At 40.9% G+C, this 23814-nt stretch carries 20 protein-coding genes, 1 pseudogene and 1 riboswitch; all 21 genes and pseudogenes read left to right on the forward strand.

Annotated elements, in window-relative coordinates; all coding sequences use genetic code 11:
• Positions 1-2: 2 nt before the first annotated feature.
• The 21 genes and pseudogenes from fliW to ftsX all read left to right on the forward strand — a co-directional run bounded on the left by fliW (position 3) and on the right by ftsX (position 23786).
• The gene (fliW, locus tag N667_RS0109120) at positions 3-440 is read left to right on the forward strand and encodes a flagellar assembly protein FliW (protein ID WP_027409287.1); all 438 of its coding nucleotides are present in this window, start codon (positions 3-5) and stop codon (positions 438-440) included.
• Positions 441-455: 15 nt separating this feature from the next.
• The gene (gene csrA, locus N667_RS0109125; protein ID WP_027409288.1) at positions 456-704 is read left to right on the forward strand and encodes a carbon storage regulator CsrA; all 249 of its coding nucleotides are present in this window, start codon (positions 456-458) and stop codon (positions 702-704) included.
• A complete protein-coding gene (locus N667_RS0109130; RefSeq protein ID WP_027409289.1) occupies positions 701-886 on the forward strand; it encodes a hypothetical protein in 186 nt (61 codons plus the stop codon). The genes csrA and N667_RS0109130 overlap by 4 nt, the downstream gene beginning before the upstream one ends.
• Before the next feature lie 134 nt (positions 887-1020).
• Entirely contained in the window at positions 1021-1836 is an 816-nt protein-coding gene (gene hag / locus N667_RS0109135; protein WP_027409290.1) for a flagellin Hag, read from the forward strand.
• Positions 1837-2215: 379 nt separating this feature from the next.
• Complete coding sequence (locus N667_RS0109140) at positions 2216-4144, forward strand: glycosyltransferase family 2 protein (protein WP_035098530.1); 1929 nt, start codon at positions 2216-2218, stop codon at positions 4142-4144.
• 13 nt (positions 4145-4157) lie between these two features.
• Positions 4158-4460, forward strand: a pseudogene (locus N667_RS19110) (glycosyltransferase family 2 protein); the annotation flags it as partial.
• 62 nt (positions 4461-4522) lie between these two features.
• Complete coding sequence (locus N667_RS19765) at positions 4523-4666, forward strand: sugar nucleotide-binding protein (RefSeq protein WP_232223945.1); 144 nt, start codon at positions 4523-4525, stop codon at positions 4664-4666.
• A gap of 17 nt (positions 4667-4683) precedes the next feature.
• Positions 4684-5751, forward strand: a complete 1068-nt coding sequence (locus N667_RS0109150) for a glycosyltransferase family 2 protein (RefSeq protein WP_027409292.1) — start codon at positions 4684-4686, stop codon at positions 5749-5751.
• A gap of 950 nt (positions 5752-6701) precedes the next feature.
• Positions 6702-6796, forward strand: a riboswitch (cyclic di-GMP riboswitch).
• Between the two features lie 76 nt (positions 6797-6872).
• A complete protein-coding gene (locus N667_RS0109155) occupies positions 6873-11966 on the forward strand; it encodes an OmpL47-type beta-barrel domain-containing protein (RefSeq protein WP_027409293.1) in 5094 nt (1697 codons plus the stop codon).
• Positions 11967-12409: 443 nt separating this feature from the next.
• The gene (gene flaG, locus N667_RS0109160) at positions 12410-12766 is read left to right on the forward strand and encodes a flagellar protein FlaG (RefSeq protein ID WP_027409294.1); all 357 of its coding nucleotides are present in this window, start codon (positions 12410-12412) and stop codon (positions 12764-12766) included.
• An 18-nt stretch (positions 12767-12784) separates the two neighbouring features.
• Positions 12785-14275: a flagellar hook-associated protein 2 gene (locus tag N667_RS0109165; RefSeq protein WP_035098532.1), complete on the forward strand. Its 1491-nt coding sequence runs from the start codon at positions 12785-12787 to the stop codon at positions 14273-14275.
• Positions 14276-14295: 20 nt separating this feature from the next.
• Positions 14296-14697, forward strand: coding sequence for a flagellar export chaperone FliS (gene fliS, locus N667_RS0109170; protein WP_027409296.1), 402 nt, complete (start codon positions 14296-14298; stop codon positions 14695-14697).
• On the forward strand, positions 14697-15047 hold the full coding sequence (locus N667_RS0109175) for a flagellar protein FliT (protein WP_027409297.1): 351 nt from the start codon (positions 14697-14699) through the stop codon (positions 15045-15047). Before fliS ends, N667_RS0109175 begins: the two co-directional genes overlap by 1 nt.
• An 11-nt stretch (positions 15048-15058) precedes the next feature.
• Positions 15059-15445 (forward strand): hypothetical protein, encoded by a 387-nt coding sequence (locus tag N667_RS0109180; protein ID WP_027409298.1) that lies wholly within the window; start codon positions 15059-15061, stop codon positions 15443-15445.
• Between the two features lie 660 nt (positions 15446-16105).
• On the forward strand, positions 16106-16654 hold the full coding sequence (hpf, locus tag N667_RS0109185) for a ribosome hibernation-promoting factor, HPF/YfiA family (RefSeq protein ID WP_027409299.1): 549 nt from the start codon (positions 16106-16108) through the stop codon (positions 16652-16654).
• 233 nt (positions 16655-16887) lie between these two features.
• On the forward strand, positions 16888-19401 hold the full coding sequence (gene secA, locus N667_RS0109190; protein WP_027409300.1) for a preprotein translocase subunit SecA: 2514 nt from the start codon (positions 16888-16890) through the stop codon (positions 19399-19401).
• 90 nt (positions 19402-19491) lie between these two features.
• Positions 19492-20596, forward strand: a protein-coding gene (gene prfB / locus N667_RS0109195; RefSeq protein ID WP_409978179.1) for a peptide chain release factor 2 whose coding sequence is annotated in 2 segments (ribosomal slippage) — positions 19492-19566 and positions 19568-20596 — 1104 coding nt in all. Because the reading frame shifts where the segments join, the coding sequence is not laid out codon by codon here.
• A 181-nt stretch (positions 20597-20777) separates the two neighbouring features.
• Positions 20778-21641 (forward strand): YitT family protein, encoded by an 864-nt coding sequence (locus tag N667_RS0109200; protein WP_027409302.1) that lies wholly within the window; start codon positions 20778-20780, stop codon positions 21639-21641.
• 61 nt (positions 21642-21702) lie between these two features.
• Positions 21703-22032 carry a cytochrome c551 gene (cccB, locus tag N667_RS0109205; protein WP_027409303.1) on the forward strand — a complete coding sequence of 110 codons (330 nt, stop codon included), beginning with the start codon at positions 21703-21705 and terminating at the stop codon, positions 22030-22032.
• 184 nt (positions 22033-22216) lie between these two features.
• Entirely contained in the window at positions 22217-22903 is a 687-nt protein-coding gene (gene ftsE / locus N667_RS0109210) for a cell division ATP-binding protein FtsE (RefSeq protein WP_027409304.1), read from the forward strand.
• Positions 22893-23786: a permease-like cell division protein FtsX gene (gene ftsX / locus N667_RS0109215; RefSeq protein ID WP_027409305.1), complete on the forward strand. Its 894-nt coding sequence runs from the start codon at positions 22893-22895 to the stop codon at positions 23784-23786. Before ftsE ends, ftsX begins: the two co-directional genes overlap by 11 nt.
• The last annotated feature ends 28 nt before the right edge of the window (positions 23787-23814 follow it).

Raw genomic sequence — 23814 nt, forward strand, 5'->3', positions numbered from 1 at the left:
CGATGAAACTTCGTACAAAATATCATGGTGAACTAGATATTAACGAAAACGAGATTTTTCATTTTGAAAACGGTATTCCGGGATTTTTGAACGAAAAACAATTTGTGTTGCTGCCGCTTGAGGATACTCCATTTATCATCTTGCAATCAGTGCAAACACCAGCGCTCGGGTTTGCGATGATCGATCCATTTTCGTACTTTCTAGACTACGATATCGAGTTAGATGAACAGACGGTCGAGCAGCTTGAACTTTCTTCAGAAAAAGACGTGGCCATTTATACGATTTTGACCGTTGCCGATCCGTTTGATAATACGACTGCGAACTTGCAGGCGCCGATTGTGTTGAATTATGAAAAAAAATTAGGCAAGCAAGTCATTCTAACCAATACGCCGTATCAGACGAAACATCGACTATTCCCTGAAAAGGCTGGGGTCAAATAAAGGAGGCGAGAAAAGATGTTAGTGCTAACGCGCAGGTTGAACGAAGCGATTCAAATTGGCGAGGAGATTGAAATCACGGTTTTGGCCATTCAAGGAGATCAGGTTAAACTAGGCATTAATGCGCCAAAACACGTCGAAATTCATCGAAAAGAAGTGTACCTCGCCATCCAGAAAGAAAATAATGAAGCGTCTCTCGCCTCCAAAACGTTTTTACAAGAATTAAATAAGCAATTACAGCATTTGAAAGGGAGGAAACAAGAATGAGCCTTAGCATCGGCGGTGTACCGGTTCAAGGGGTGATCGCTCGAGTAGTGGAAGACAATAAACAAATAGCTGAACAGGCGTTAAACGAAATCATTAATAAGCATAAAGATGATCCGGCGCACATGATTCGGGAAATTCAGCAGCCGTCTCCATTTTCGCAATTTCTCGACATTAAAATCTAATTTTTTTATAAAAAACTATTAAACTTTAAAATAAAAAACCGATATTAAAAGTGAACACAGTGAGGAAAGGCGGCCGACTTTCTTCACTGTAAAACCACAAGGATGTGGAATCAAAATTCAAGGAGGAAATGGAAATGAGAATTAACCACAACATTGCGGCTCTTAACACGTACCGCCAATTAACAGCTGGCACAAACGCTGCATCTAAAAACATGGAGAAATTATCTTCTGGTCTTCGCATCAACCGTGCAGGTGACGACGCAGCAGGTCTTGCGATCTCTGAAAAAATGCGCGGTCAAATTCGCGGATTAGATATGGCTGCGAAAAACTCTCAAGACGCGATTTCTTTAATCCAAACTGCAGAGGGCGCATTGAACGAAACTCATGCGATTCTTCAACGCATGCGCGAGTTAGCGGTTCAAGGTGGTAACGATACAAATACAACGACAGACCGCAACAACATCCAAGACGAGTTAAACCAATTGATCTCTGAAATTGACCGCATTTCTAACACAACACAATTTAACACTAAAAACTTGCTTGATGGCTCATTAACAGCAACGTTCCAAGTAGGAGCGAATAATGGTCAAATTATTACTCTAAATATTGCTACAATGAACTCAACTGCACTTACTGTTGATGCTGCCAATATTTCTGTGGCTGACAACAGCTTGGCAAGCACATCAATTCAAAATATTGACAATGCAATTAACGCTGTATCACAAGAGCGTTCAAAGCTTGGAGCGCTTCAAAACCGCCTAGAGCACACTATTAACAACTTGTCAACGTCTTCAGAAAACTTAACAGCGGCAGAATCTCGCATCCGTGACGTAGACATGGCGAAAGAAATGATGGAATTCACAAAGAACAATATTCTTTCTCAAGCAGCGCAAGCAATGCTCGCGCAGGCAAATCAGCAGCCGCAGGGAGTATTACAATTGCTTCGCTAATAAATTCAAGGACAAAGACTCTAGACTGTCTAGGGTCTTTGTTTTTTTATTATTACTAATTTGTAATAGTGTCTCTCTTTCGATTGCTGGCTGCTCCCCCTCTTATCTCTTTGACATTACCGGGACCGTTTTTATAATTCTCCCTCTTTATAAAAATGTTTTTCTATCCGATATAAATAGTAGAAGTATTTATGAATTCGTTTCTATGTTAACCATTTAATATAATAAAAAGAATTTGCCCCAATCAAGATGTCTCAGCACATGAGTTGTGATGAGTAATGGTTGCACTACTGTTGTTGTTTTAAGCTGTAAAAGAGTTTTTGAAAAATTTAAGTACAAAACCAAAAAGTGAAATCCATCAAAGAAAAGGAAGGAAATTATGAAGCCATTATTATCATTGTGCATGATTGTCAAAAATGAAGAAAAAGTATTGCAACGTTGTTTAGATTCCGTTTATGGAATTGTCGATGAGATCATTATTGTAGACACAGGCTCTGAAGATCGGACGAAGGAAATCGCGTTGCAATATGTTGATCGCGTCTATGAGTTTGAATGGACGAACAGTTTTGCTGACGCTCGAAACTATGCTCAACAGCACGCAAATGGCGAGTGGATTCTTGTACTGGATGCCGATGAGTATGTTGATCGTTCCAATCTGACAGAAATGGTCAAAGTATTAAGGCAAACGAATGAGAATACTGATGCATATGATGTCACCATCTATAATTTCATGGGGACGTATGGAGAGCGAGTGCTTCAGCATCGAAATACAAGATTATACAGAAACATCCCCAATATCCGCTATCATCGTGCGATTCATGAACAGCTAAGAAGGGAAGATGGCCAGCCGTTAAACGCAATACAAGGATTATTAAATGTTTACCATTCAGGTTATATGCATCAAACAATAACAGAAAAAGATAAGCATCAACGAAATGCACCGCTAATTGAAAAAGAACTACAAGCACGTGAGAATGTAGCTTTCGACTATTTTAACTTAGGAAATGAATATCTTTCTAAGGGAGAAATTGAAAAGGCGATACAATCTTTTTTGAAAGCATATAAAGAAAAGACTGATTTTCGTTTAAGTTGGGTATCGTTTTGTATTGTTCAAATTGTTTTATGTTTAAAATATTTAGAACGATTCCATGATGCATTAAACGTCATTGCTGATGCAGAAAAACTATATAGCATAACGGCTGATTTTAAGTATTTGAAGGGAGAGATTTATTACCTACAACATCGTTATGACGATGCTTTACTTGAACTTAATGAACTTGTTCAAAATAAAGATAAATATACGCATTGTGTTAAAACTTTTGAATACTTGGAATATGATCCCCATATGTTACTCGGACATATTTACAAGCATAAAGGAGATATCCAAAGCGCGATTCAACATTATACAAGCGCATTATCAGTTAACAACAAAAGTTACGAAGCGCTATATCACGTTTTATTATTGTTATCGAGGTTTCATAACGAAGAAGAAATTATTCAGTTTTTAGAGAAAAGAAATTGGTTTGAAAGTGACCAATCGATTCTATTGTTGCTTAGAGTAGTTATTTCGCTACGGTTGAGTACAGTTGCACAATTTTATACCGGTAAATTGAAAGAAAAAACAATTCAAAAGGGGTTTCAAATTAAAATCAATATTTTACAAAAAAAATATGGAGAAGCTTTAGAAGAGATTTTGAAAAACTCAGTTCAGTCGCTGGAAATGTACATTAAAACCGGAAGTTTAGATTTGTATGATGTTTTAGTTGCCTCTTTAAGCACAAATAAGTTTGAAGTTGTTCGTTTATTGTTCCATCTTGTTTCCGATGAAAAAGAAAAGGAGTTTTTATGGTTTATTATGAACGAAGCGGAACAAGCGTCAGAACCGGCTTTTTATATACGTTTGCTCGAACGAACTTTACAGTTAAAAGAATACAATTTATTTGAACGGCTTATTCAATTAAAAGAAACGTTTGATCAACGCATTCATATTGAATTGGGACATCTGCTTCACCGTTATGAATTTATCGAACTTGCTTTAGATCTTTACCAGTGTGTCGATAATGTCAACGAATTGGATGCTCAGTCATTTATAAACATCATTGAGGGATTGTCGGTTAAAAATCAACTTACTAATGCTGTTCAATATGGTTTGCAAGCTATTAGTCTTGGATATAACGATTTCCGCCTTTATAAATATGTGATTGAACTAATGAAACTTTGCGGTATGTGGGAAGAAAGAAAGTTTATCATCCGGCAGGCTTTGGATATTTATTCGGATAGTAAATGGCTCATGCAACAGGATATATGAAAAGAAGAGCGCTATGAAAACAAGTATTATTATCCTGACACATAATAAGCTGGAATATACAAAGCAATGTATTGAAAGCATTCGTCGATATACGAAGCAGGGAAGTTATGAAATCGTTGTTGTTGACAACCATTCTACTGATGGAACGGTAGAATGGTTAAGACAACAATATGATATTCAAACAATTTTCAATAATCATAATTTAGGGTTTCCAAAAGGTTACAATCAAGGGATAGAGATTGCAACAGAGGATAATATTCTCCTTTTAAATAACGACACAGTCGTAACACAAAATTGGCTTGATATCATCTTTCGAATTCGGAATCTTGTTCTTGATATGAATTTGCGAACGCGATTTTTGAAGAAGCCGGTTTAAGAATAAGGTTAGAGCGATGTAAGACAGAAGATTACCCAAGACCTGCCGCGCTCCTTTTGTATTCCGTACTAGAGCATATGGTTTTAAGACTTAACAGTTTTAAGGAGTTAAGGCACTGGAGAAAAGCATTGAAGGAATTTATTTGATTATATGAGGTGAAATCTTGACGACACTAGCATTAGTTATGATTGTCAAAAATGAAGAACGTCACTTAGGACGGTGTCTGCAAAGCGTCAAAGGTATAGTGGATGAAATTATTATTGCAGACACAGGATCTACGGATCGAACGAAAGACATTGCCTCTTCGTTTGGGGCGAAAATATTTGATTTTAAATGGATCGATGATTTTTCGGCCGCTCGCAATTATGCGCTTGAACAATCTACGAGTGATTGGAATTTAGTACTGGATGCGGATGAATATCTAGTGGGTCAATGTAAATGTACTATCCGCCAATTTATTGAGAAAAATGAGAAAAAAATTGGTCGCATTCGACACATTGATGAGTTTATCCAAAATGGTGAAAGACGGTATGCGCAGGCTTATTTATCGCGGCTTTTGCCTAAAGGGGTCAAATATGTCGGAAGGGTGCACGAACAGGTAGAATCCGATTTGCCGAGAGAGAATCTAAATATAGAAATGCACCATGACGGGTATGTTTATGCAGATAAGACAGACCGCAACCTCCGATTGTTGTTGCTGGAGCTCGAAAAAGAACCGTTAAATGATTATATTTTATACCAAGTAGGAAAACAGTATAAGCTTATGCAGCAACTGCAACAAGCAGAATTATACTTTGAACAAAGCTATCGCCTCGCTCCTATTCAATCGTGGTATCGCCATAGCCTCATTATTGATTATTTATATACGATCATAGGGAACAAATCGTTTGAAAAAGGACTCCAACTTATTGATGCAGAAAAGCATCGATTATTTGATTCGCCAGATTTCCATTTTTCGTGCGGTTTGTTTTATATGGAGTTAATTTTTGGTGATATTCATCAATATGCTCATTTATTTCCGCTTATTGAACAATCTTTTCTCCGTTGTTTAGAAATAGGGGAGACGGATCAATATGATAGTGTAAAAGGAACAGGAAGTTTTCTTGCTGCTTACAACCTAGGGGTATTTCATGAAGTTCTTGGTAATACGGATAAAGCTATTTTATTCTACCAGCAATCAGCAAACGGACAATATGAAAGAGCAATCGAGCGTTTAAAACTTTTAGGATAGTTTTTATCGAGAAATCTTAGTAATTATAGATAAAACTTAAAATGTTAACATTTATATAAACTTCTTCATCTTGATCTTGCTGTTTCTAGGGCGTGAAAGAAGAAAGAACGAACTCAAGATGAAGAATTATCAAAACTTCAAAGGAGAAATAGAACTTCAAAAGGCTCTAAATTGAGCAACCGGTTGATCTAATGATGGAAAAATGTTTTAGGAGAGATGTCGCTAAGAGGATAAAAATATTTCAGTAAACTATTATTTTTTGTCTATTTGAGTTTAAATAGAAATAGTTTTTATGCATGCTTAGTGGAATATCATAATGATAGTTAAAATTAGGGGATAATTGTCTTGTTTCTAAATTATTAACGGGGCCGCGTCGTAATAAACTTTATTCATATAGTTTTTTTGAATTATCAATAAAAGAGTATAGGAGGCATTTCTTGCTTGTAGAAAGCGCTTAACGACAAGTTGTACACTGGAAGACCTTTCAAGGAACATAGTTGGTATTTGTTACCCAAAGTGCTTAACAAAGAATTATTAGTTTAGAAGGTTCCTTTTCATTCGGTTCAGTACATGACCAATTAATTGTATGAGAGCCAAATTCAAGCATTCTAAATTCATGGAAGCCATCCCTAGAAATCCGTTCGCACGTTTTTTCTCACATTTAAAGACAAAATAAGTTCTATTTAGCGTCCCTTTTAAGTAATTTGGAAATATTACCATCGTCATTGTTTTCGAAAAAAACTCGAGTATTGAGAAAAGGCTACAATTTTGTACACTTCCTTTTCTCATTACCTATTTGACAGGAATTTATATTTTTGTTTATTAGTTGTTCTTTTTTACAGATAAGGATACGGGCAAATGATAATAAAAAATGTTTTAAAATCTTAGATCAAGGACATTAGACCTATTTCAATCGGCTTTATGAGTAATTTATAATAGTAAAAAAAACCAAGTGAAAAAGGCAAACCATGGGAAACCATGGGACGCAAAGCCAAGGGCCTGAACCATAGGGACATTTTCCTATGGATGGCAGCCGGTTGCCACAAGGGATCATAGTTTCGTGACCTATGAACCTTGTTGGGTTCATTTTTTATTTATTTCAGGGAAGGTGGGTCTATGGTATGAGGAAACGACATCTGAAGCATTTCTCTTATGTAGCATTGTTTCTGCTTGTGCTTCAATTGTTTTTTCCTATTGTAAGCGCATTAGCAGCAGAAAGCAGTATTTTACCTCCTAGTAATCTAGCAGCGCAAAAAGTAACTCCTGATGATGTAAAACTGACGTGGAATTCAGTTTACGGAGCGACAGGATACAATGTGTATGAAATTAAAGATGGGCAACTTACTCTTCTTGGAAAGACAACGACGACCAGTTATAATTTGAACAATCTTGCTGAAGGATCGTATCGATATGTTGTATCAACATTGAGTACAGAAGGAGAATCTGGCCCATCTGCTCCTGTTACAGTCGATATTGTTTATCCTGAAATGACAGCGCCAGCGAATTTAACGTATAGCATTCAAAACGGCAATGATATTGTGCTTAACTGGGGTGCATCCCAGTATGCTGAAAGCTATAATTTATATCAAATCTCTGCAGACGGCCAAAAGACGTTATTGAAATCGTTGACGTCACGAACATATACAATAGGCAATGCTCCTGCTGGAAATTATACGTACTCTGTTTCGGCCGTCAATTCTCTATACGGTGAGTCTCCGCTCTCGGCTCCTGTTACAGTCGAAATTGTTTATCCAACGATGAAAGCTCCGGCGAATTTTACGTATACGTTGACAAATGGCAATGACGTTAATTTAAAATGGGATTCCGTTCCTTATGCTACTAATTATAAAATCTATCAGATTATTGATGGACAAAAGGTTTTGAAGAGTACAGTAACAGGAACAGGCCTAACTTATACTAAAATGCCGTTTGGGGAATATACTTACGAAATACATTCCTACAGCGATCGCTTCGGTGAATCAGCAGAAGGTAGCCTCCTTACTGTCACTGTAAGTGATGTCACAATGGCGGCACCGGGAAATTTTACCTACAAGACTCAAAATATCAATGATATTGTTTTGACATGGAATAGTGTCCCTTATGCGACTGGGTATAAAGTTTATCAAATTATTGACGGCCAAAAAGTTTTGAAGAGTACAGTAACAGGAACAAGCGTATCTTATCCAAAAATGCCAGCCGGCGATTATGTTTTCGAGGTACACTCTTATAGTGACCGCTTCGGTGAATCAGCAGAAGGTAGCCAAGTTTCATTAACCATTCAATCTGTAGATATGACGGCGCCAAGTAACGTTACGTATAAGATTCAAAATGGCAATGACATTGTGCTCAGTTGGGATAGTGTGTCAAATGCAACTAACTATAAAGTCTATCAAATTGTCGATGGCCAAAAAGTTTTGAAAAGTACAGTAACCGGAACAACTGTCACGTACACTAACATGAAAGCTGGAGATTATATTTACGAAGTACATTCTTACAGCGATCGCTTTGGGGAATCCCAAGACGGAAATCAAGTTTCTTTCTCTCTCGTCTATCCGACTATGGAGCCGCCGGCTAATGTAGTACAGACGATTAAAAATGCAACGGATTTCACTTTGAGTTGGGATCCTTCCCCTTACGCAACAAGTTATAAGGTTTATCAAGTTGTTAACGGTCAAAAGGTGTTAAAAAGCACTGTTACAGGAACGAGTGTGACTTATACTAATATGGCGCCTGGTGAATATACGTACATTGTACACTCTTATTCTTCACGTTTTGGTGAGTCACCAGAGGGAAGCCAATTGACGGTGACGCTTAACGGGCAAACGATGGAAGCCCCAGCAAATTTGACTTATAGTATAGCCAATGGAAATGATATTACTTTAAAATGGTCGCCTGTTCAATATGCAACAAGTTATAAGGTTTACCAAATTGTCGATGGCCAAAAAGTTCTAAAGAGTACGGTAACCGGCACTTCTGTGACGTACACAAACTTACCTAGTGGAGACTATGAGTATGTTGTTCATTCCGTATCATCGCTTCTAGGGGAGTCACCGAATGGAGCAGAATTGAAGTTTTCGTTGGTTTATCCAATTATGCAGGCACCGGGCAACTTAACCTATAAGATTCAGAATGGCAATGATATCGTCTTGACTTGGTCATCTGTCCAATATGCAACGAGTTATAAAGTGTACGAGCTTATTGATGGTCAAGAGGTACTAAAAAGTACAGTTACGTCTCTTACGGCAACAATCTCTAAAGTGTCGGCCGGCGAACATACTTACATTGTTCGTTCTGTAAGCACACGCTTTGGAGAGTCGCCTGAAGGAAGCAAAGTGTCTGTAAATCTAAGTGGGTATACAATGCAGGCACCGACGAATTTGACCTATAGTATTACAAACGGGAATGATATCACATTAAGATGGAATGCGGCTACTTATGCAACGGCTTATAAAATTTATCAGATTATCGATGGGGAGCCAGTACTAAAAAATACTGTGTCAAGCACTTCCGTTACATTTACAAATATGCCAGAAGGCAATTACGAATATGAGGTCCATTCTTATAGTGACCGTTTTGGGGAGTCGCCTGAAGGAAGCAAAGTTTCTTTTGAACTAGTTTTTCCAACTATGCAGGCGCCAGCTAATCCGACGTATGCGATTGTGAACGGGAATGATATCACATTAAGATGGAATGCGGCTAGTTATGCGACATCTTATAAAATCTATCAAATTATTGATGGAAAGCCTGTGTTGCAAAAAACCGTAACTAGTACAAGCGCAACGTTCACGAATATGCCAGAAGGCGATTATACCTATGAGATTCATTCGTATAGCAGTCGCTTCGGCGAATCACAACAAGGAAGCACGTTAACGTTCAAATTAACTTGGCCGGTCGTACAACCGCCGCAGTTATCTGGAACTATTTTCAATGTTAATAACATAACCTTATCCTGGAAGTCTGTCCCTTGGGCTAATGAATATCGTGTTTATCACATTGTAGATGGTAATAGAGAGCTGATCTATAAAGGGACAGCGCTAAGTTACAAAGTTTACAATTTGACAGAAGACACGCATTCATTTGAAGTGACAGCCTACAGCACACGTTTTGGTGAATCCGAACCTTCAAATCGAATTACAGAAAATATCGTTTATCCAGTTATGCAGCCGCCGACAGCAAGCTTGAAACTTTTAAGCGACACAAGCGCTCTTATTACTTGGGACTTTGTTACTTATGCTAACGGATATAATATATATGAAATTATTGATGGAAAGCCTGTTTTAATAGCAGAAAAAGTAAATAATCTGTCTTATACAGTTTCAAATCTGTCATATGCGGACCATGTATATTATGTAACGTCCTATAGTAATTCCTTCGGTGAATCCGAACCGTCTAACAAAGTCATTGCAAAATTGATTATAGATACAGAGGCGCCAGTAACAACGATAAATGCACCGGCAAACTGGGTAAACCAAAAAGTTTTCGTGACGTTGAGCGCGACGGATAATGAAACAGGAGTAGCAAACACTTACTATTCAGTAGATGAAAGTGACTTTGTGGCAGGTACGTCCTTTACTGTTGAAGGAGAAGGAGTGCATAAGGTATCTTTCTATTCAATCGATAAGGTCGGAAATAAGGAATCGGTCAAAACTGCCTATATTAAAATTGACCAATCGGCACCGGTAACCAAGGCAAATGAAATTCCTAGCTGGTCCAATGATTCTGTCAAAGTGAACTTAACCGCGACAGATGAAGGCAGCGGCGTAGCGAAGACGTTCTATTCAATCAACGGCTCAGATTACGTAGAAGGTACGTCATTTGTGGTAGATAAGGAAGGAATTAATAAGGTCACGTTCTACTCGGTAGACCAAGCGGGGAACGCCGAACAGCCGAAGACGATCGAAGTGAAGATTGACAAGACTGCTCCAGTAACGACATCCGATGCGAACGGATCATGGAGCAAAGAAAAAGTGACGGTGAAGCTCACGGCAACGGATGAAGGAAGTGGCGTGGCGAAAACGTTCTATTCAATCAACGGCTCAGATTATGTAGAAGGTACGTCATTTGTGGTAGACAAAGAAGGCATTAACAAGGTAACGTTCTATTCGGTAGACCAAGCCGGAAATGCCGAGGAGCCGAAGACGATCGAAGTGAAGATTGATAAGACTGCTCCAGTAACGACATCCGATGCGAACGGATCATGGAGCAAAGAAAAAGTGATGGTGAAGCTCACGGCAACGGATGAAGGAAGTGGCGTGGCGAAAACGTTCTATTCAATCAACGGCTCAGACTATGTAGAAGGTACGTCATTTGTGGTAGACAAAGAAGGCATTAACAAGGTCACGTTCTATTCGGTAGACCAAGCCGGAAATGCCGAGGAGCCGAAGACGATCGAAGTGAAGATTGATAAGACTGCTCCAGTAACGGCATCCGATGCGAACGGATCATGGAGCAAAGAAAAAGTGACGGTGAAGCTCACGGCAACGGATGAAGGAAGTGGCGTGGCGAAGACGTTCTACTCAATTAACGGCTCAGATTACGTAGAAGGTACCTCGTTTGTGGTAGATAAAGAAGGAATTAATAAAGTCACGTTCTACTCGGTAGACCAAGCGGGGAACAGCGAGCAGCCGCGGACAATTGAAGTGAAAATTGATAAAACGGCTCCAATTATCAATATGCAGTTGGGTGGAGAATACAAATTAGGCTCGAAACTGCAACTACAATATTCAGCTATTGATGAGTTGTCTGGCATCGCTTCGGAGCAAATGATTGTTTACGGCCCAAATGAAACTGTCGGAAAAGTGATAAGCAACGGTGCTTTTCTAACTCTCGATAAACCAGGTGTTTATAAAATAATTGTGACCGCTACAAACGGTGCGGGTCTAACTACTACTATTGAAAAGCGATTTGCCGTATATATCCCAGCAACGATCGAAGTAACGCCAAAGGTCATTAAAGGGAATAATGGAGTGTTCACTGTTCGTGTTTCTCTTCCAGAGGGGTACGATAGTCAAGGTTTCGACCTAAATACAGCGACTTTAAACGGAGTAAATGCGCTAAAAAGTAATAATGGATACTACAATCAAGCAAAGAACGGACAGTTTAAATTTGAGCGTTCTGATTTTAACTGGACATCGTCCGAAGTAACCGTCGAGTTTCGCTGTTATCTTGATGGCTATCTCGTAGTTGGCCAAACAACGGTTAAAGTACAAAAATAAATATTTTCCTACAAAAGAAACGCCCTCAAACCATATATTTTTATGGTATGGGGGCGTTTCTAAGTATATGAAGTTAAAATAATACTTCTTTCTATTTTATATTATATAAAATAAATCCAAGGAAATCAAAAAGGTGAGAAAACACCTACAAAATACTACTATAGATTAAAACGTTTTAATCATTTGAAGAAACTAGGCAAATATATGTTATGAGCCTTATAGGTGTCCTCACTCTTACCTATACTACTGCGAAAAGGATATTATTATTGGCTATTTGGAGAAGATAGTTCTAACATAAAAATCCCTTTCTAATACTAGCGTTGTGTGAAAACGTTGTTGATAATTTAGCCAAGAGCTTTAGTTTTTCTTCGTACATCTCTTCATAATTTTTATTTCTATCCGATATAAGAAGTAAGAAATGTTATAAAAAGGAGAAGACACGAATGGCGATTGAACGTATTTCTTCCCAATCTTCTTTTTCTTTAGAGAATACGCAAACTCAGCTAGGTTCGAATGAATCAAAGCAAATCGCTATCCAATCAAAAGTAGGAAAAGAGAATGAAACGAAACAAATTTCGAAGGATCAAATAGAAAATATTATTAATAGCGTGAACCAGTTTCTGCAACCGAGTCAAACATCGCTAAAATTTGAATTACACGATCAATTAAAAGAATATTATGTAAAGGTCATTGACGACCGAACGAAGGAGGTAATCCGTGAAATTCCACCGAAAAAGCTCCTTGATATGTATGCAGCAATGATGGAATTTCTCGGGGTAATTGTCGATAAAAAAATTTAGGGAAGGGGAATTTAATCTATGAGCACGCTGCGCATTAGCGGCCTTGCAAGTGGCATGGATATTGATAAAATAGTCAGCGACTTAATGAAAGCCGAAAGGATGCCGCTTGATAAGCTAAATCAGAAAAAACAAATTTTAGAATGGCAACGCGATGATTATCGTTCAATGAATTCGCTTCTGCAAGATTTAGATAGTTATATTTTTAATAACTTAACGTTGCAAAGCAGCATGTTAAAAAAGAAAGCTGTTAGTTCAAATGATAGTGTAATCAGCGCCACAGCGAATTCGTCAGCTTCAAATATTAGTACGACTTTGAATGTAACAAAATTGGCAACATCGGCAACTTGGATTTCTGGTGGAACGCCGAGTTATACGCCAATTGGTACGGATACGACTCTTAAAATTAATGTAACAAACGGTGATGGCAGTTCGCCTTCTACGAATCCAGTGACCGTTACAATCACTGCTAACTCAACACTAGATTCAGTTATTGCTCAGTTAAATAGCAATAGCGATCTTGGCATTACAGTGTTTCAAGATACACAGACAGGCAAAATTGTGATTACGAAAAAGGATACGGGATCCCAAGCGAGTTTAGTAATGGGAGATGCTACGACGGCAACCTTTTTCCAACAGCTTGGCTTTAGCGGGGCTGTAGCCGGCGCAGATCTCACAGGAAAGACAGCCGGACAGGACGCTCAGTTTACGATTAACGGATTATCAACTACCCGTGCAACAAACACGTTTACAATTAATAACGTCACATATACGCTCAAGTCGGCAGGAACAGCAACTGTTACAACAGGAACGGATACAGATACTATTTTCAATGCGATCAAAGGTTTCGTAGATAAATACAATGACATTATCGGCAAAATTAATGCAAAAATATCGGAAACTCGCTATCGCGATTATCCACCGCTTACGGATGAGCAAAAACAAGCGATGACAGATAAGCAGGTCGAATTGTGGGAAGAAAAAGCAAAAAGCGGTCTTCTTCGTAGCGACTCTATTTTGTCTAGTGGCTTAAATCAAATGCGTTTGGGCGTTTACAGCAAAGTCAACGACCCGACTATTAATGCGAATTACGATACGATTTCTGAAATCGGTATTACGACATCGAGCAACTTTTTAGATAACGGAAAGCTAATTATTGATGAGACAAAATTGCGCGCGGCTATTGAAAAAGATCCAAATTCAGTGTATCAGTTGTTTAATGCGAATGGTTCGAGCTTTGATACAAAAGGGATTGCCCGCCGTTTGCGCGATACAATTAAAGATACAATTGGAAAAATCGAACAAAAAGCGGGAAAAACGATTTGGACCAATCAGCAATTTTCAATTGGTCGTGACCTAAATAACATTAATAACCAAATCTCGGTTTTTAACGACCGCTTAAAGGAAATTGAAGACCGCTACTATCGTCAGTTTTCGGCGATGGAGGAAGCAATCAATAAAGCGAATGCACAAAGCGCATATTTGATGAATGCGTTTGGAGGATCGAAATAATTAGTTAAGGGGTGTTTCTAATGGCAGTGAACAATCCGTATCAGTCATATCAGACCAATGCCGTGCAAACCGCATCGCCTGGTGAGTTGACGTTGATGTTGTATAATGGCTGCTTAAAGTTTATTAAGCAGGCATGCAGAGCGATTGATGAACAAAACGTTGAAGAGCGAAATACGAATCTGTTAAAAGCGCAAAAAATTGTTCAAGAGTTAATGGTCACGCTTAACATGGAATACGAAGTAGCGAAACATATGATGGCGATGTACGATTACATTTACCGTCGACTCGTTGAGGCGAACATTAAAGCAGATAAGACTATTTTAGAAGAAGTCGAAGGCTATGTAACAGAGTTCCGCGATACGTGGAAACAGGTCATTCAGATTTGCCGCCAGCGCCAATACGCGCAAGGTGGCCAAGCGTAGTGAGTATCGTAGTTGAGTTGTTTCAGGTGACGAAAGCATTGTACGACCTTCTAGAGAAACCGATCGCAAGAGAGTCGCGCGATGAAACGATTGAGGCGGTGAGAAGGCTGCTGTTGCAAAGAGACGAACTGATTGAACAGCTGAAGCCCCCTTATACCGACGAAGAACAGGAAATGGGAATAGAAATTGTCTCTTTGAATGAAACGATTAATCAAAAGCTTGAGCACCTGAAGCAGCAGATTCAGCAAGATTTAAAAGCCACGAAGCAAAAGAAAATGGCAAATCAAAATTACGTCAATCCATACCAAGCGATTTCTGTTGATGGAATGTTTTATGATAAAAAACGATAGGTTGTGGTGAGATGGTTATATTAGCAAGTGCGCAAATGGAGACAGTATATAAATATTACCTTCTTCTTGAAACGATCAAAGAAGGATTTGACTATATTGAGGAAAGTTTTACAAACTATGAGCGCACGCAAGCGGACATGGTACTTACTGATATCTTGAAGGCATTTGAGAGCATTAACGCAACGAACGCGTATTTAAGCCAATGGCTCACAGAGGAACCATGTATCATCCACGGCCTCGAACGATTTACCGATGTATTAGAAGAAGCGATGGCTCTTGAGGGTCAACTTGAAGACATGAATGCAAAACAACGAGTGATTCAACAAAGGCTCTCTCCTGCTTTCCAAGAGTGGAAACGTACGATTCAAGAGGCGCTACAGCCGTATGTTCAACAATAACCTAAAGCTCTCCCTCCCACAGGAGAGCTCTTTTTTATCGTCTTTCACGGCTGTATCCCCATTTACTTCGTACGGACTTTAAGTTCTTTGCAGCGACGGTTTCGGACGGTCGGTGCGAGCGGCCACAATGACAACAATGTTGATCAGGCAGTGAAAAACAGAACTGCCCCGAAATAGAATCGGACATTTCAATACCCACCCCTTGCTTAATAAATCCCCTAATAATGATCCTAAAACTTTTTGATATGCCATTCTGAAATCGAAGAATGACCATCATTTTTCATTAATGAGAGACGCCATCGTTTCATATACTGTATTAACAGCCTTTTGTTGCATAGGTGGTGTTGGAATGTCAAATGGATATTTCTCATCAACATAGATTTGATCGGTTCGTTTGATAAAACAGAGCGCTGTTTGCACGGAAAACGTCGGCTGCTAGTCCACCGCCACGTTCCGCTTCTGATGATTCTGTACTACTACCCACCCCATACATAGGCAGTCCAATCAAATTCGCATAACAAGGGATGAATACGAGTAAATATTACCATAAGAATTCGGGCTTTTCACAAAATTACCAAAAAACCCAGCGTTTTTAAGAAGGATTTTGTAAGTAATTGTAGAATTATAGAGATAACCCTTTATTAAAGGAGGCTTCAGCGTATGAAATACAACATTCGCGGTGAAAACATTGAGGTGACGCAAGCATTGCGTGAGTATGCCGAGAAGAAAATCGGCAAGTTGGAACGTTATTTTGAATCGACCGAAGGAACTGTCGTACATGTTAATTTAAAAGTATATAACGATAAACACTCAAAAATCGAAGTGACGATTCCGATGCCGCAATTAGTCTTGCGTGCTGAAGAGCGCCATGATGATATGTATGCAGCGATCGACTTAGTGGTTGATAAGTTGGAAAGACAAATTCGAAAGCATAAAACGAAAGTGAACCGAAAATGGCGCGATAAGGAAACGAAATATGTATTTGCAGCAAATGACGTTCCGGCCGCATCAGCTGAAGCAGATGAAGAGGACTTTGAACTTGTGCGAACAAAGCGTTTTAGCTTAAAGCCAATGGATAGTGAAGAAGCGATTTTGCAGATGAACATGCTAGGCCATAACTTTTTCGTTTTCACGAACGCTGAGACGAACCGCACCAACATTGTCTATCGCCGCAAAGATGGCCGCTATGGCTTAATTGAAGCGAACTAAATTTCATCCCCTGCCTTTTAGGCAGGGGATGTTACAATTTTAAAAGCACGTGCATACAATGATGATTGTGGCCGCTCGTGGCCTGTCACTAAAGCGAATAAGTGCTTTGAACTGAAATACTGTTCTTTCTTTGTCTGCTTTCCCCCTCTATCCCCCGCGTCTGAGTTGTCACCTATTCCTGTAAATGATATCATGTAAATTAGTGAGTCTATATCAAATAAGGGGCGTTATGTATGCTTGGAGTATTAAAAAAGGTGTTTGATCCAAACAAACGCCAAGTTCAACGTTTGGAAAAAATTGCGGATCAAGTTGATGCGCTCGGTCCGGACATGGCGAAACTCTCTGATGAGGAACTGCGTCAAAAAACGGAACAGTTTAAAGCGCGTTATCAGCAAGGCGAGTCGCTTGACGATTTGTTAGTCGAAGCGTTCGCAGTCGTGCGCGAAGGGGCAAAGCGCGTCCTTGGGATGTATCCATATAAAGTGCAAATCATGGGCGGTGTAGTCCTGCATGAAGGCAATATCGCCGAGATGAAAACAGGGGAAGGAAAAACGCTGACCGCCACGATGCCAGTGTATTTGAATGCGCTCACGGGCAAAGGCGTACACGTTGTCACCGTTAACGAATATTTAGCAAGCCGCGACGCCACGGAAATGGGCAAGCTATATGAATTTTTAGGCTTAACCGTCGGCTTGAACTTAACAGGCATGTCGCGTGAAGAAAAGCAAGAGGCATATAATGCCGATATTACGTACGGAACAAACAACGAATTCGGATTTGATTATTTGCGTGACAACATGGTGCTTTATAAAGAGCATATGGTGCAGCGTCCGCTTCACTTTGCCGTCATCGACGAGGTGGACTCGATTTTAATTGACGAAGCGCGTACGCCGCTCATTATCTCCGGCACGGCGCAAAAATCAACGAAGCTGTATATTCAAGCGAACGCGTTTGTCCGCACGCTGAAAAAAGATACGGACTACACGTACGATGAAAAGACGAAAAGCGTGCAGTTGACGGAAGAAGGGATTTCAAAAGCGGAGCGGGCGTTTGGCATTGACAACTTGTTCGATTTAAAGCACGTTACGCTCAACCACCACATTAATCAAGCATTAAAAGCGCATGTGACGATGCATCGCGATGTCGATTATGTGGTCGAAGAAGGTAAAGTCGTGATCGTTGACCCGTTTACAGGCCGCCTGATGAGAGGCCGCCGCTATAGCGATGGTCTGCATCAAGCGATCGAAGCGAAGGAAGGCCTGGAAATTCAAAATGAATCGATGACACTTGCGACAATTACGTTCCAAAACTATTTCCGCATGTATGAAAAACTGGCGGGAATGACGGGAACAGCGAAGACGGAAGAAGAAGAGTTCCGCAATATTTATAACATGCATGTTGTGGCGATTCCGACTAACAGACCGGTGATTCGCGAAGACCGTCCAGACCTCATTTTTAAAACGATGGAAGGCAAATTCCGGGCGGTTGTGGAGGATATCGCTGAGCGCCACGCGAAAGGACAGCCGGTGCTTGTCGGTACGGTCGCTATCGAAACATCGGAATTGATTTCAAATATGCTAACAAAGCGCGGCATTCGCCATAATGTGTTGAATGCGAAAAACCACGCAAAAGAAGCGGAAATTATCGCACAAGCCGGCCAAAAAGGAGCGGTGACCATCGCGACGAACATGGCGGGACGCGGAACTGATATTAAATTGGGAGAAGGTGTCACTGAGCTTGGCGGATTGGCGGTTATCGGTACGGAGCGCCATGAAAGCCGCCGCATTGACAATCAGTTGCGCGGACGTTCCGGCCGTCAAGGAGATCCAGGGGTATCACAATTTTATTTATCCCTCGAGGACGAGCTTATGCGCCGCTTCGGTTCGGAAAACTTAATGGCGATGATGGACCGCTTAGGCATGGACGATTCGCAGCCAATCCAAAGCAAGATGGTGACAAGAGCGGTTGAATCGGCGCAGAAGCGGGTTGAGGGCAACAACTTTGATGCGCGCAAACAGTTGTTGCAATATGACGATGTGTTGCGCGAACAGCGGGAAATTATTTACCGCCAGCGCTTCGAGGTTCTTGATGCCGAAAATCTTCGCAGCATTGTAGAAAAAATGATTCAATCGGTCATTGAGCGCGTCGTGAACGCGCATACGCCGAGCGAAGAGCTGCCGGAAGATTGGGATCTTAAGGGCATTATCGATTATATCAACGCTAACCTTCTGCCAGAAGGAGACGTTGTAGTGAATGATTTGCGCGGTAAAGAGCCGGAAGAGATGATCGAGTTCATTTGGGACAAAGTGAAGGCGCGCTACGATGAAAAAGAGCAGCATATCGAACCGGAGCAAATGCGTGAGTTTGAACGAGTCATCGTGCTTCGTGCCGTCGACATGAAATGGATGGATCACATTGACGCGATGGAACAATTGCGCCAAGGCATCCATTTGCGGGCGTATGGACAAGTGGATCCGCTTCGTGAATATCAAATGGAAGGATATGCGATGTTTGAAGCGATGATCGCTTCGATTGAAGAGGAAGTCGCCAAATACATTATGAAAGCGGAAATTCACAGCAACCTTGAACGCCAGGAAGTGGCGAAAGGTGAAGCGGTACATCCGAAAGAAGACGAGGGCGAAGTGAAGCGCAAGCCGGTAAGAAAAGCGATGGATGTCGGCCGCAACGATCCATGCATTTGCGGAAGCGGCAAAAAATATAAAAATTGCTGCGGGAAAAATGCTTAAATCAAAGTGAGGGGGACGCCTCTCGCTTTGTTTTTGCCCGTTGATTGTTATAAATGAGATCAAGTAAAATGAATGACGAGGTGACGATCGATGATTGATTTAGTAGAAGTAAAGCAAGAACTTGAAAAAATGGCTAAGCGATTAGCGGATATTAGGGGGTCTCTTTGACCTCGATGTGAAAGAGGCGCGCATTCGCGAGCTTGACGAGCAAATGGCGGCGCCAAGTTTCTGGGATGATCAAAAAGCGGCGCAAACCATCATTAGCGAGGCCAATGCGCTCAAAGATTTAGTCGGAGAGTTTCGCCGATTAGAAGAGCGTTTTGAAAACTTAGAAGTAACGTATGAGCTCGTAAAAGAAGAGCCGGACGAGGACTTGCAGCAAGAGCTTGTTTCTGAAGCGAAAAAGCTGACAAAAGATTTTAGCGAGTTTGAACTTCAATTGTTGCTCAACGAACCGTATGATAAAAACAATGCGATTTTGGAGCTGCATCCAGGGGCTGGCGGAACAGAATCGCAAGACTGGGGTTCAATGCTTCTTCGCATGTACACAAGATGGGCGGAGAAGAAAGGATTTAAAGTGGAGACGCTTGACTATTTGCCAGGTGAAGAAGCGGGAATTAAAAGCGTCACCCTTTTAATTAAAGGGCATAACGCTTACGGTTATTTAAAAGCGGAAAAAGGGGTGCACCGTTTAGTGCGCATCTCTCCGTTTGACGCATCGGGGCGCCGCCACACGTCGTTCGTCTCTTGTGAAGTGATGCCGGAGTTTAATGACGACATTGAAATCGAAATTCGTCCAGACGAGATCAAAGTGGATACGTACCGTTCCAGCGGTGCGGGCGGCCAGCACGTCAACACGACCGATTCGGCCGTGCGCATTACCCACATTCCAACAGGACTTGTCGTGACGTGCCAATCGGAGCGCTCGCAAATTAAAAACCGCGAAAAAGCGATGAACATGTTGAAGGCGAAGCTGTATCAGAAGAAATTGGAAGAACAGCAAGCGGAACTCGCAGAAATTCGCGGAGAGCAAAAAGAGATCGGCTGGGGCAGCCAAATTCGTTCGTACGTATTTCATCCGTATTCGCTCGTCAAAGACCACCGCACGAATACAGAGGTAGGAAATGTGCAAGCGGTGATGGACGGCGAAATTGACACCTTTATTGATGCGTACTTGCGTTCAAAGTTAAAATAGTGAATGATTTAAGCATCTACTATTCAAGTAGCAGATAGTAGATGCTTTTTTATTGTATAAACTAGTGCTTAAGATCTTGTTTACGTAAAAAATTACAAATTCTTTATTGCTTTACTGCGTTATTCAATTGTCATTTACTTACTGGAAAGGCCGTGCTATACTCTCATGGGAGGTTTTGAAGATGGTAAGACGAATAAATAAACCGATGCATCCGACTGTTGAAATGATTCTTGAATACGTGTATATTCTCATCGGTTCGGCGCTAATAGCGGTTTCCTTTAATATCTTTTTATTACCAAACCGCGTTGCCTCAGGCGGTGTGAGCGGCATTAGTACGATTTTGCATGCGACGCTCGGCTGGCAGCCGGCATATGTGCAATGGGCTTTTAACATTCCGTTATTTATTGCCGGGGTTGTATTGCTAGGGAAACAATTTGGAGTAAAAACGCTAGTCGGGACGATCTTTTTGCCGTTTGTCGTGTATTTGACGAAAGATATCGAACCCGCGACTCATGATCCGCTCCTTGGCTCGCTTTTTGGCGGGATTGGTGTCGGTGTTGGATTAGGGATTGTGTTTCGCGGTAAAGCATCGACAGGCGGAACAGATTTAGCAGCGCAAATCATTCATAAATTTACTGGATTATCGCTTGGCAAATGCGTAATTTTAATCGATGGATTTATCGTGTTGACGGCAGCGATTGTATTTGATATTGAACGGGCTTTATACGCGCTTATTGGTTTATTTGTAACAAGTAAAACAATCGATTTCGTCCAAGTTGGCTTCGGCTATTCCAAGATGGCGATGATTATTACGAATAAAGAAGAAGAGGTGCGGGAAGCGATTTTACATAAAATCAACCGCGGAGTGACAAAAATGTCTGGGTACGGAGGATACACAGAGCACGAAAGACCAATTCTTATGTGCGTTGTTGAACAAACGGAGTTCACGAAATTGAAACAATTGGTGAAAAGCATTGATCCATCAGCGTTTGTCATTGTTATGGATGCTGCGGAAGTGCTCGGTGAAGGATTTAAACGAGCGTAAAAGAGAAAACAATCGGTTATAATAGCACTGTATGCAATTTTCTCTAAGGGGGAGTTCATTCATGAAAATGAAACTAGCAGGATTGTTGCTAGGTACGTCGCTTGTGTTGGCTGCTTGCGGCGGGGGAAATGAAGCGAACGACAACAATAAAAATAACGGCGGCGGTGCTACTTCGTCGGCAGCAGAGCAAATTTTCCAACAAAGCTGTGCCAGCTGCCATGGTCAAAATTTAGAAGGAAAAGTAGGACCTAACTTGCAAAAAGTCGGAAGCAAATACTCAAAAGATGAGATTAAGCAAATCATTGAAAAAGGACGCGGCGGTATGCCAGCTGGCGTCATTAAAGGCGCCGATGTCGATAAAGTCGCTGAATGGCTAGCATCGAAAAAATAAAAAAAGCAATCCGGTATTGAGTGCCGGATTGCTTTTGCTTTGAGCGTTATTTTTTTGAAACATAAATGTAAACAAAAAAAAACTCGAACCATGTTATAATATGTTTTGTGGAATTTTGTATAAACAAGGCGAGATCACTCGAATTGTGACAGCAATGACAGTCTCGCAAAAAAGGTGATTGATTATGATTGAAATGAAAGATGTATACAAAACATACCCGAATGGCGTCATTGCGCTCAACGGCATTAGCGTGCGCATCAAGCAAGGTGAATTTGTGTATGTCGTCGGTCCGAGCGGCGCCGGAAAATCGACGTTTATTAAAATGATGTACCGCGAAGAGAAACCGACGAGCGGATCGATTGTCATTAACGGAGTGAACCTTGCGAAGCTTAAAGACAGTCGAGTGCCTTTATTGCGCCGTCATATCGGTGTCGTGTTCCAAGATTTCAAATTGCTTCCTAAGCTAACGGTATATGAGAATGTAGCGTTTGCTTTGGAAGTAATTGAAGAGTCGCCGAAAGTGATCAAAAAGAAAGTGATGGAAGTATTGGATTTGGTCGGCTTAAAAAATAAAGCGCGCTTTTATCCGAATGAGCTTTCCGGCGGCGAACAGCAACGCGTATCCATCGCCCGTTCGATTGTCAACTCGCCGAAAATTGTGATTGCCGATGAGCCGACGGGAAACTTAGATCCGGAAAACTCATGGGGCATTATGGAGCTTTTCGAGCAGATTAATGATCGCGGAACGACGATTGTAATGGCGACGCACAACCGTGAAATCGTCAATACGATGAAAAAGCGCGTCATTGCGATTGAAAGCGGGAAAATTGTCCGCGACGAGGCGAGGGGGGAATATGGCTATGAGGCTTAGTACTCTTCGACGCCACGCTCGGGAAAGCTTGAAAAGCCTTGGCCGAAACGGCTGGATGACGTTTGCGTCCATCAGCGCAGTGACGGTGACGCTGTTGCTTGTCGGCGTATTTTTAGTCATCATGTTTAATATGAACCATTTTGCGAATAAAATCGAAAACGATGTCGAAATTCGCGTCTATATTGATTTGACTGCGACCGATAAGGACAAACAGGCATTAAAGGCACAAATCGAAGGCATTTCGGAAGTAAAGGACGTTCAATATTCTTCGAAAGAGCAGGAGCTGCAAAATTTAATTAAAAGTTTCGGCGAGGAAGGTTCTTCATTCCGATTGTTCGAGCAAGACAATCCGTTGAGCGATGTTTATATCGTGAAAGCCGCAAAACCGACGGATACGATGAAAGTGGCGAAGAAAATTGAAACATTTAAATTTGCGCATAAGGTCAGATATGGAAAAGGGCAAGTCGAAAAGCTGTTTAAAACGTTGCGAATCGCTCGAAACGTAGGGTTAGGTTTGATTGTCGGCTTGCTATTTACAGCGATGTTTTTAATATCTAATACGATTAAAATTACCATTTTTGCGCGTCGCCGCGAAATTGAGATTATGAGATTAGTAGGGGCGACAAACGGGTTTATCCGTTGGCCGTTTTTCCTTGAAGGTTTATGGCTTGGCGTGATTGGAGCCATCGTTCCAATTTCCTTGATTTTGTTCGTTTATTACAACATTTATGCGTTTTTAAAACCGAAGTTGACGGTACCATTTTTGCAACTACTTCCGTTCAATCCGTTCATGTGGGAGATTAGTTTTGTATTATTAATGCTTGGCGCGTGCATCGGTGTATGGGGCAGCATGATGTCAGTTCGAAAGTTTTTAAAAGTTTAGTAGGGAGAAAGGGGAACAAAGACTGTGA

It is taken from the genome of Anoxybacillus tepidamans PS2, from assembly GCF_000620165.1.
Taxonomy (GTDB): Bacteria; Bacillota; Bacilli; order Bacillales; family Anoxybacillaceae; genus Anoxybacteroides; species Anoxybacteroides tepidamans_A.

Bases quoted from the DNA above. Each gene is read 5' to 3' on its own strand.
- fliS (WP_027409296.1), top strand. From the start codon at position 14,296: ATGGCAGTGAACAATCCGTATCAGTCATATCAGACCAATGCCGTGCAA.
- N667_RS0109130 (WP_027409289.1), top strand. From the start codon at position 701: ATGAGCCTTAGCATCGGCGGTGTACCGGTTCAAGGGGTGATCGCTCGA.
- N667_RS0109165 (WP_035098532.1), top strand. From the start codon at position 12,785: ATGAGCACGCTGCGCATTAGCGGCCTTGCAAGTGGCATGGATATTGAT.
- fliW (WP_027409287.1), top strand. From the start codon at position 3: ATGAAACTTCGTACAAAATATCATGGTGAACTAGATATTAACGAAAAC.
- N667_RS0109200 (WP_027409302.1), top strand. From the start codon at position 20,778: ATGGTAAGACGAATAAATAAACCGATGCATCCGACTGTTGAAATGATT.
- ftsX (WP_027409305.1), top strand. From the start codon at position 22,893: ATGAGGCTTAGTACTCTTCGACGCCACGCTCGGGAAAGCTTGAAAAGC.
- N667_RS0109180 (WP_027409298.1), top strand. From the start codon at position 15,059: ATGGTTATATTAGCAAGTGCGCAAATGGAGACAGTATATAAATATTAC.
- N667_RS0109155 (WP_027409293.1), top strand. From the start codon at position 6,873: ATGAGGAAACGACATCTGAAGCATTTCTCTTATGTAGCATTGTTTCTG.
- flaG (WP_027409294.1), top strand. From the start codon at position 12,410: ATGGCGATTGAACGTATTTCTTCCCAATCTTCTTTTTCTTTAGAGAAT.
- N667_RS0109140 (WP_035098530.1), top strand. From the start codon at position 2,216: ATGAAGCCATTATTATCATTGTGCATGATTGTCAAAAATGAAGAAAAA.
- csrA (WP_027409288.1), top strand. From the start codon at position 456: ATGTTAGTGCTAACGCGCAGGTTGAACGAAGCGATTCAAATTGGCGAG.
- cccB (WP_027409303.1), top strand. From the start codon at position 21,703: ATGAAAATGAAACTAGCAGGATTGTTGCTAGGTACGTCGCTTGTGTTG.
- ftsE (WP_027409304.1), top strand. From the start codon at position 22,217: ATGATTGAAATGAAAGATGTATACAAAACATACCCGAATGGCGTCATT.
- hpf (WP_027409299.1), top strand. From the start codon at position 16,106: ATGAAATACAACATTCGCGGTGAAAACATTGAGGTGACGCAAGCATTG.
- hag (WP_027409290.1), top strand. From the start codon at position 1,021: ATGAGAATTAACCACAACATTGCGGCTCTTAACACGTACCGCCAATTA.
- secA (WP_027409300.1), top strand. From the start codon at position 16,888: ATGCTTGGAGTATTAAAAAAGGTGTTTGATCCAAACAAACGCCAAGTT.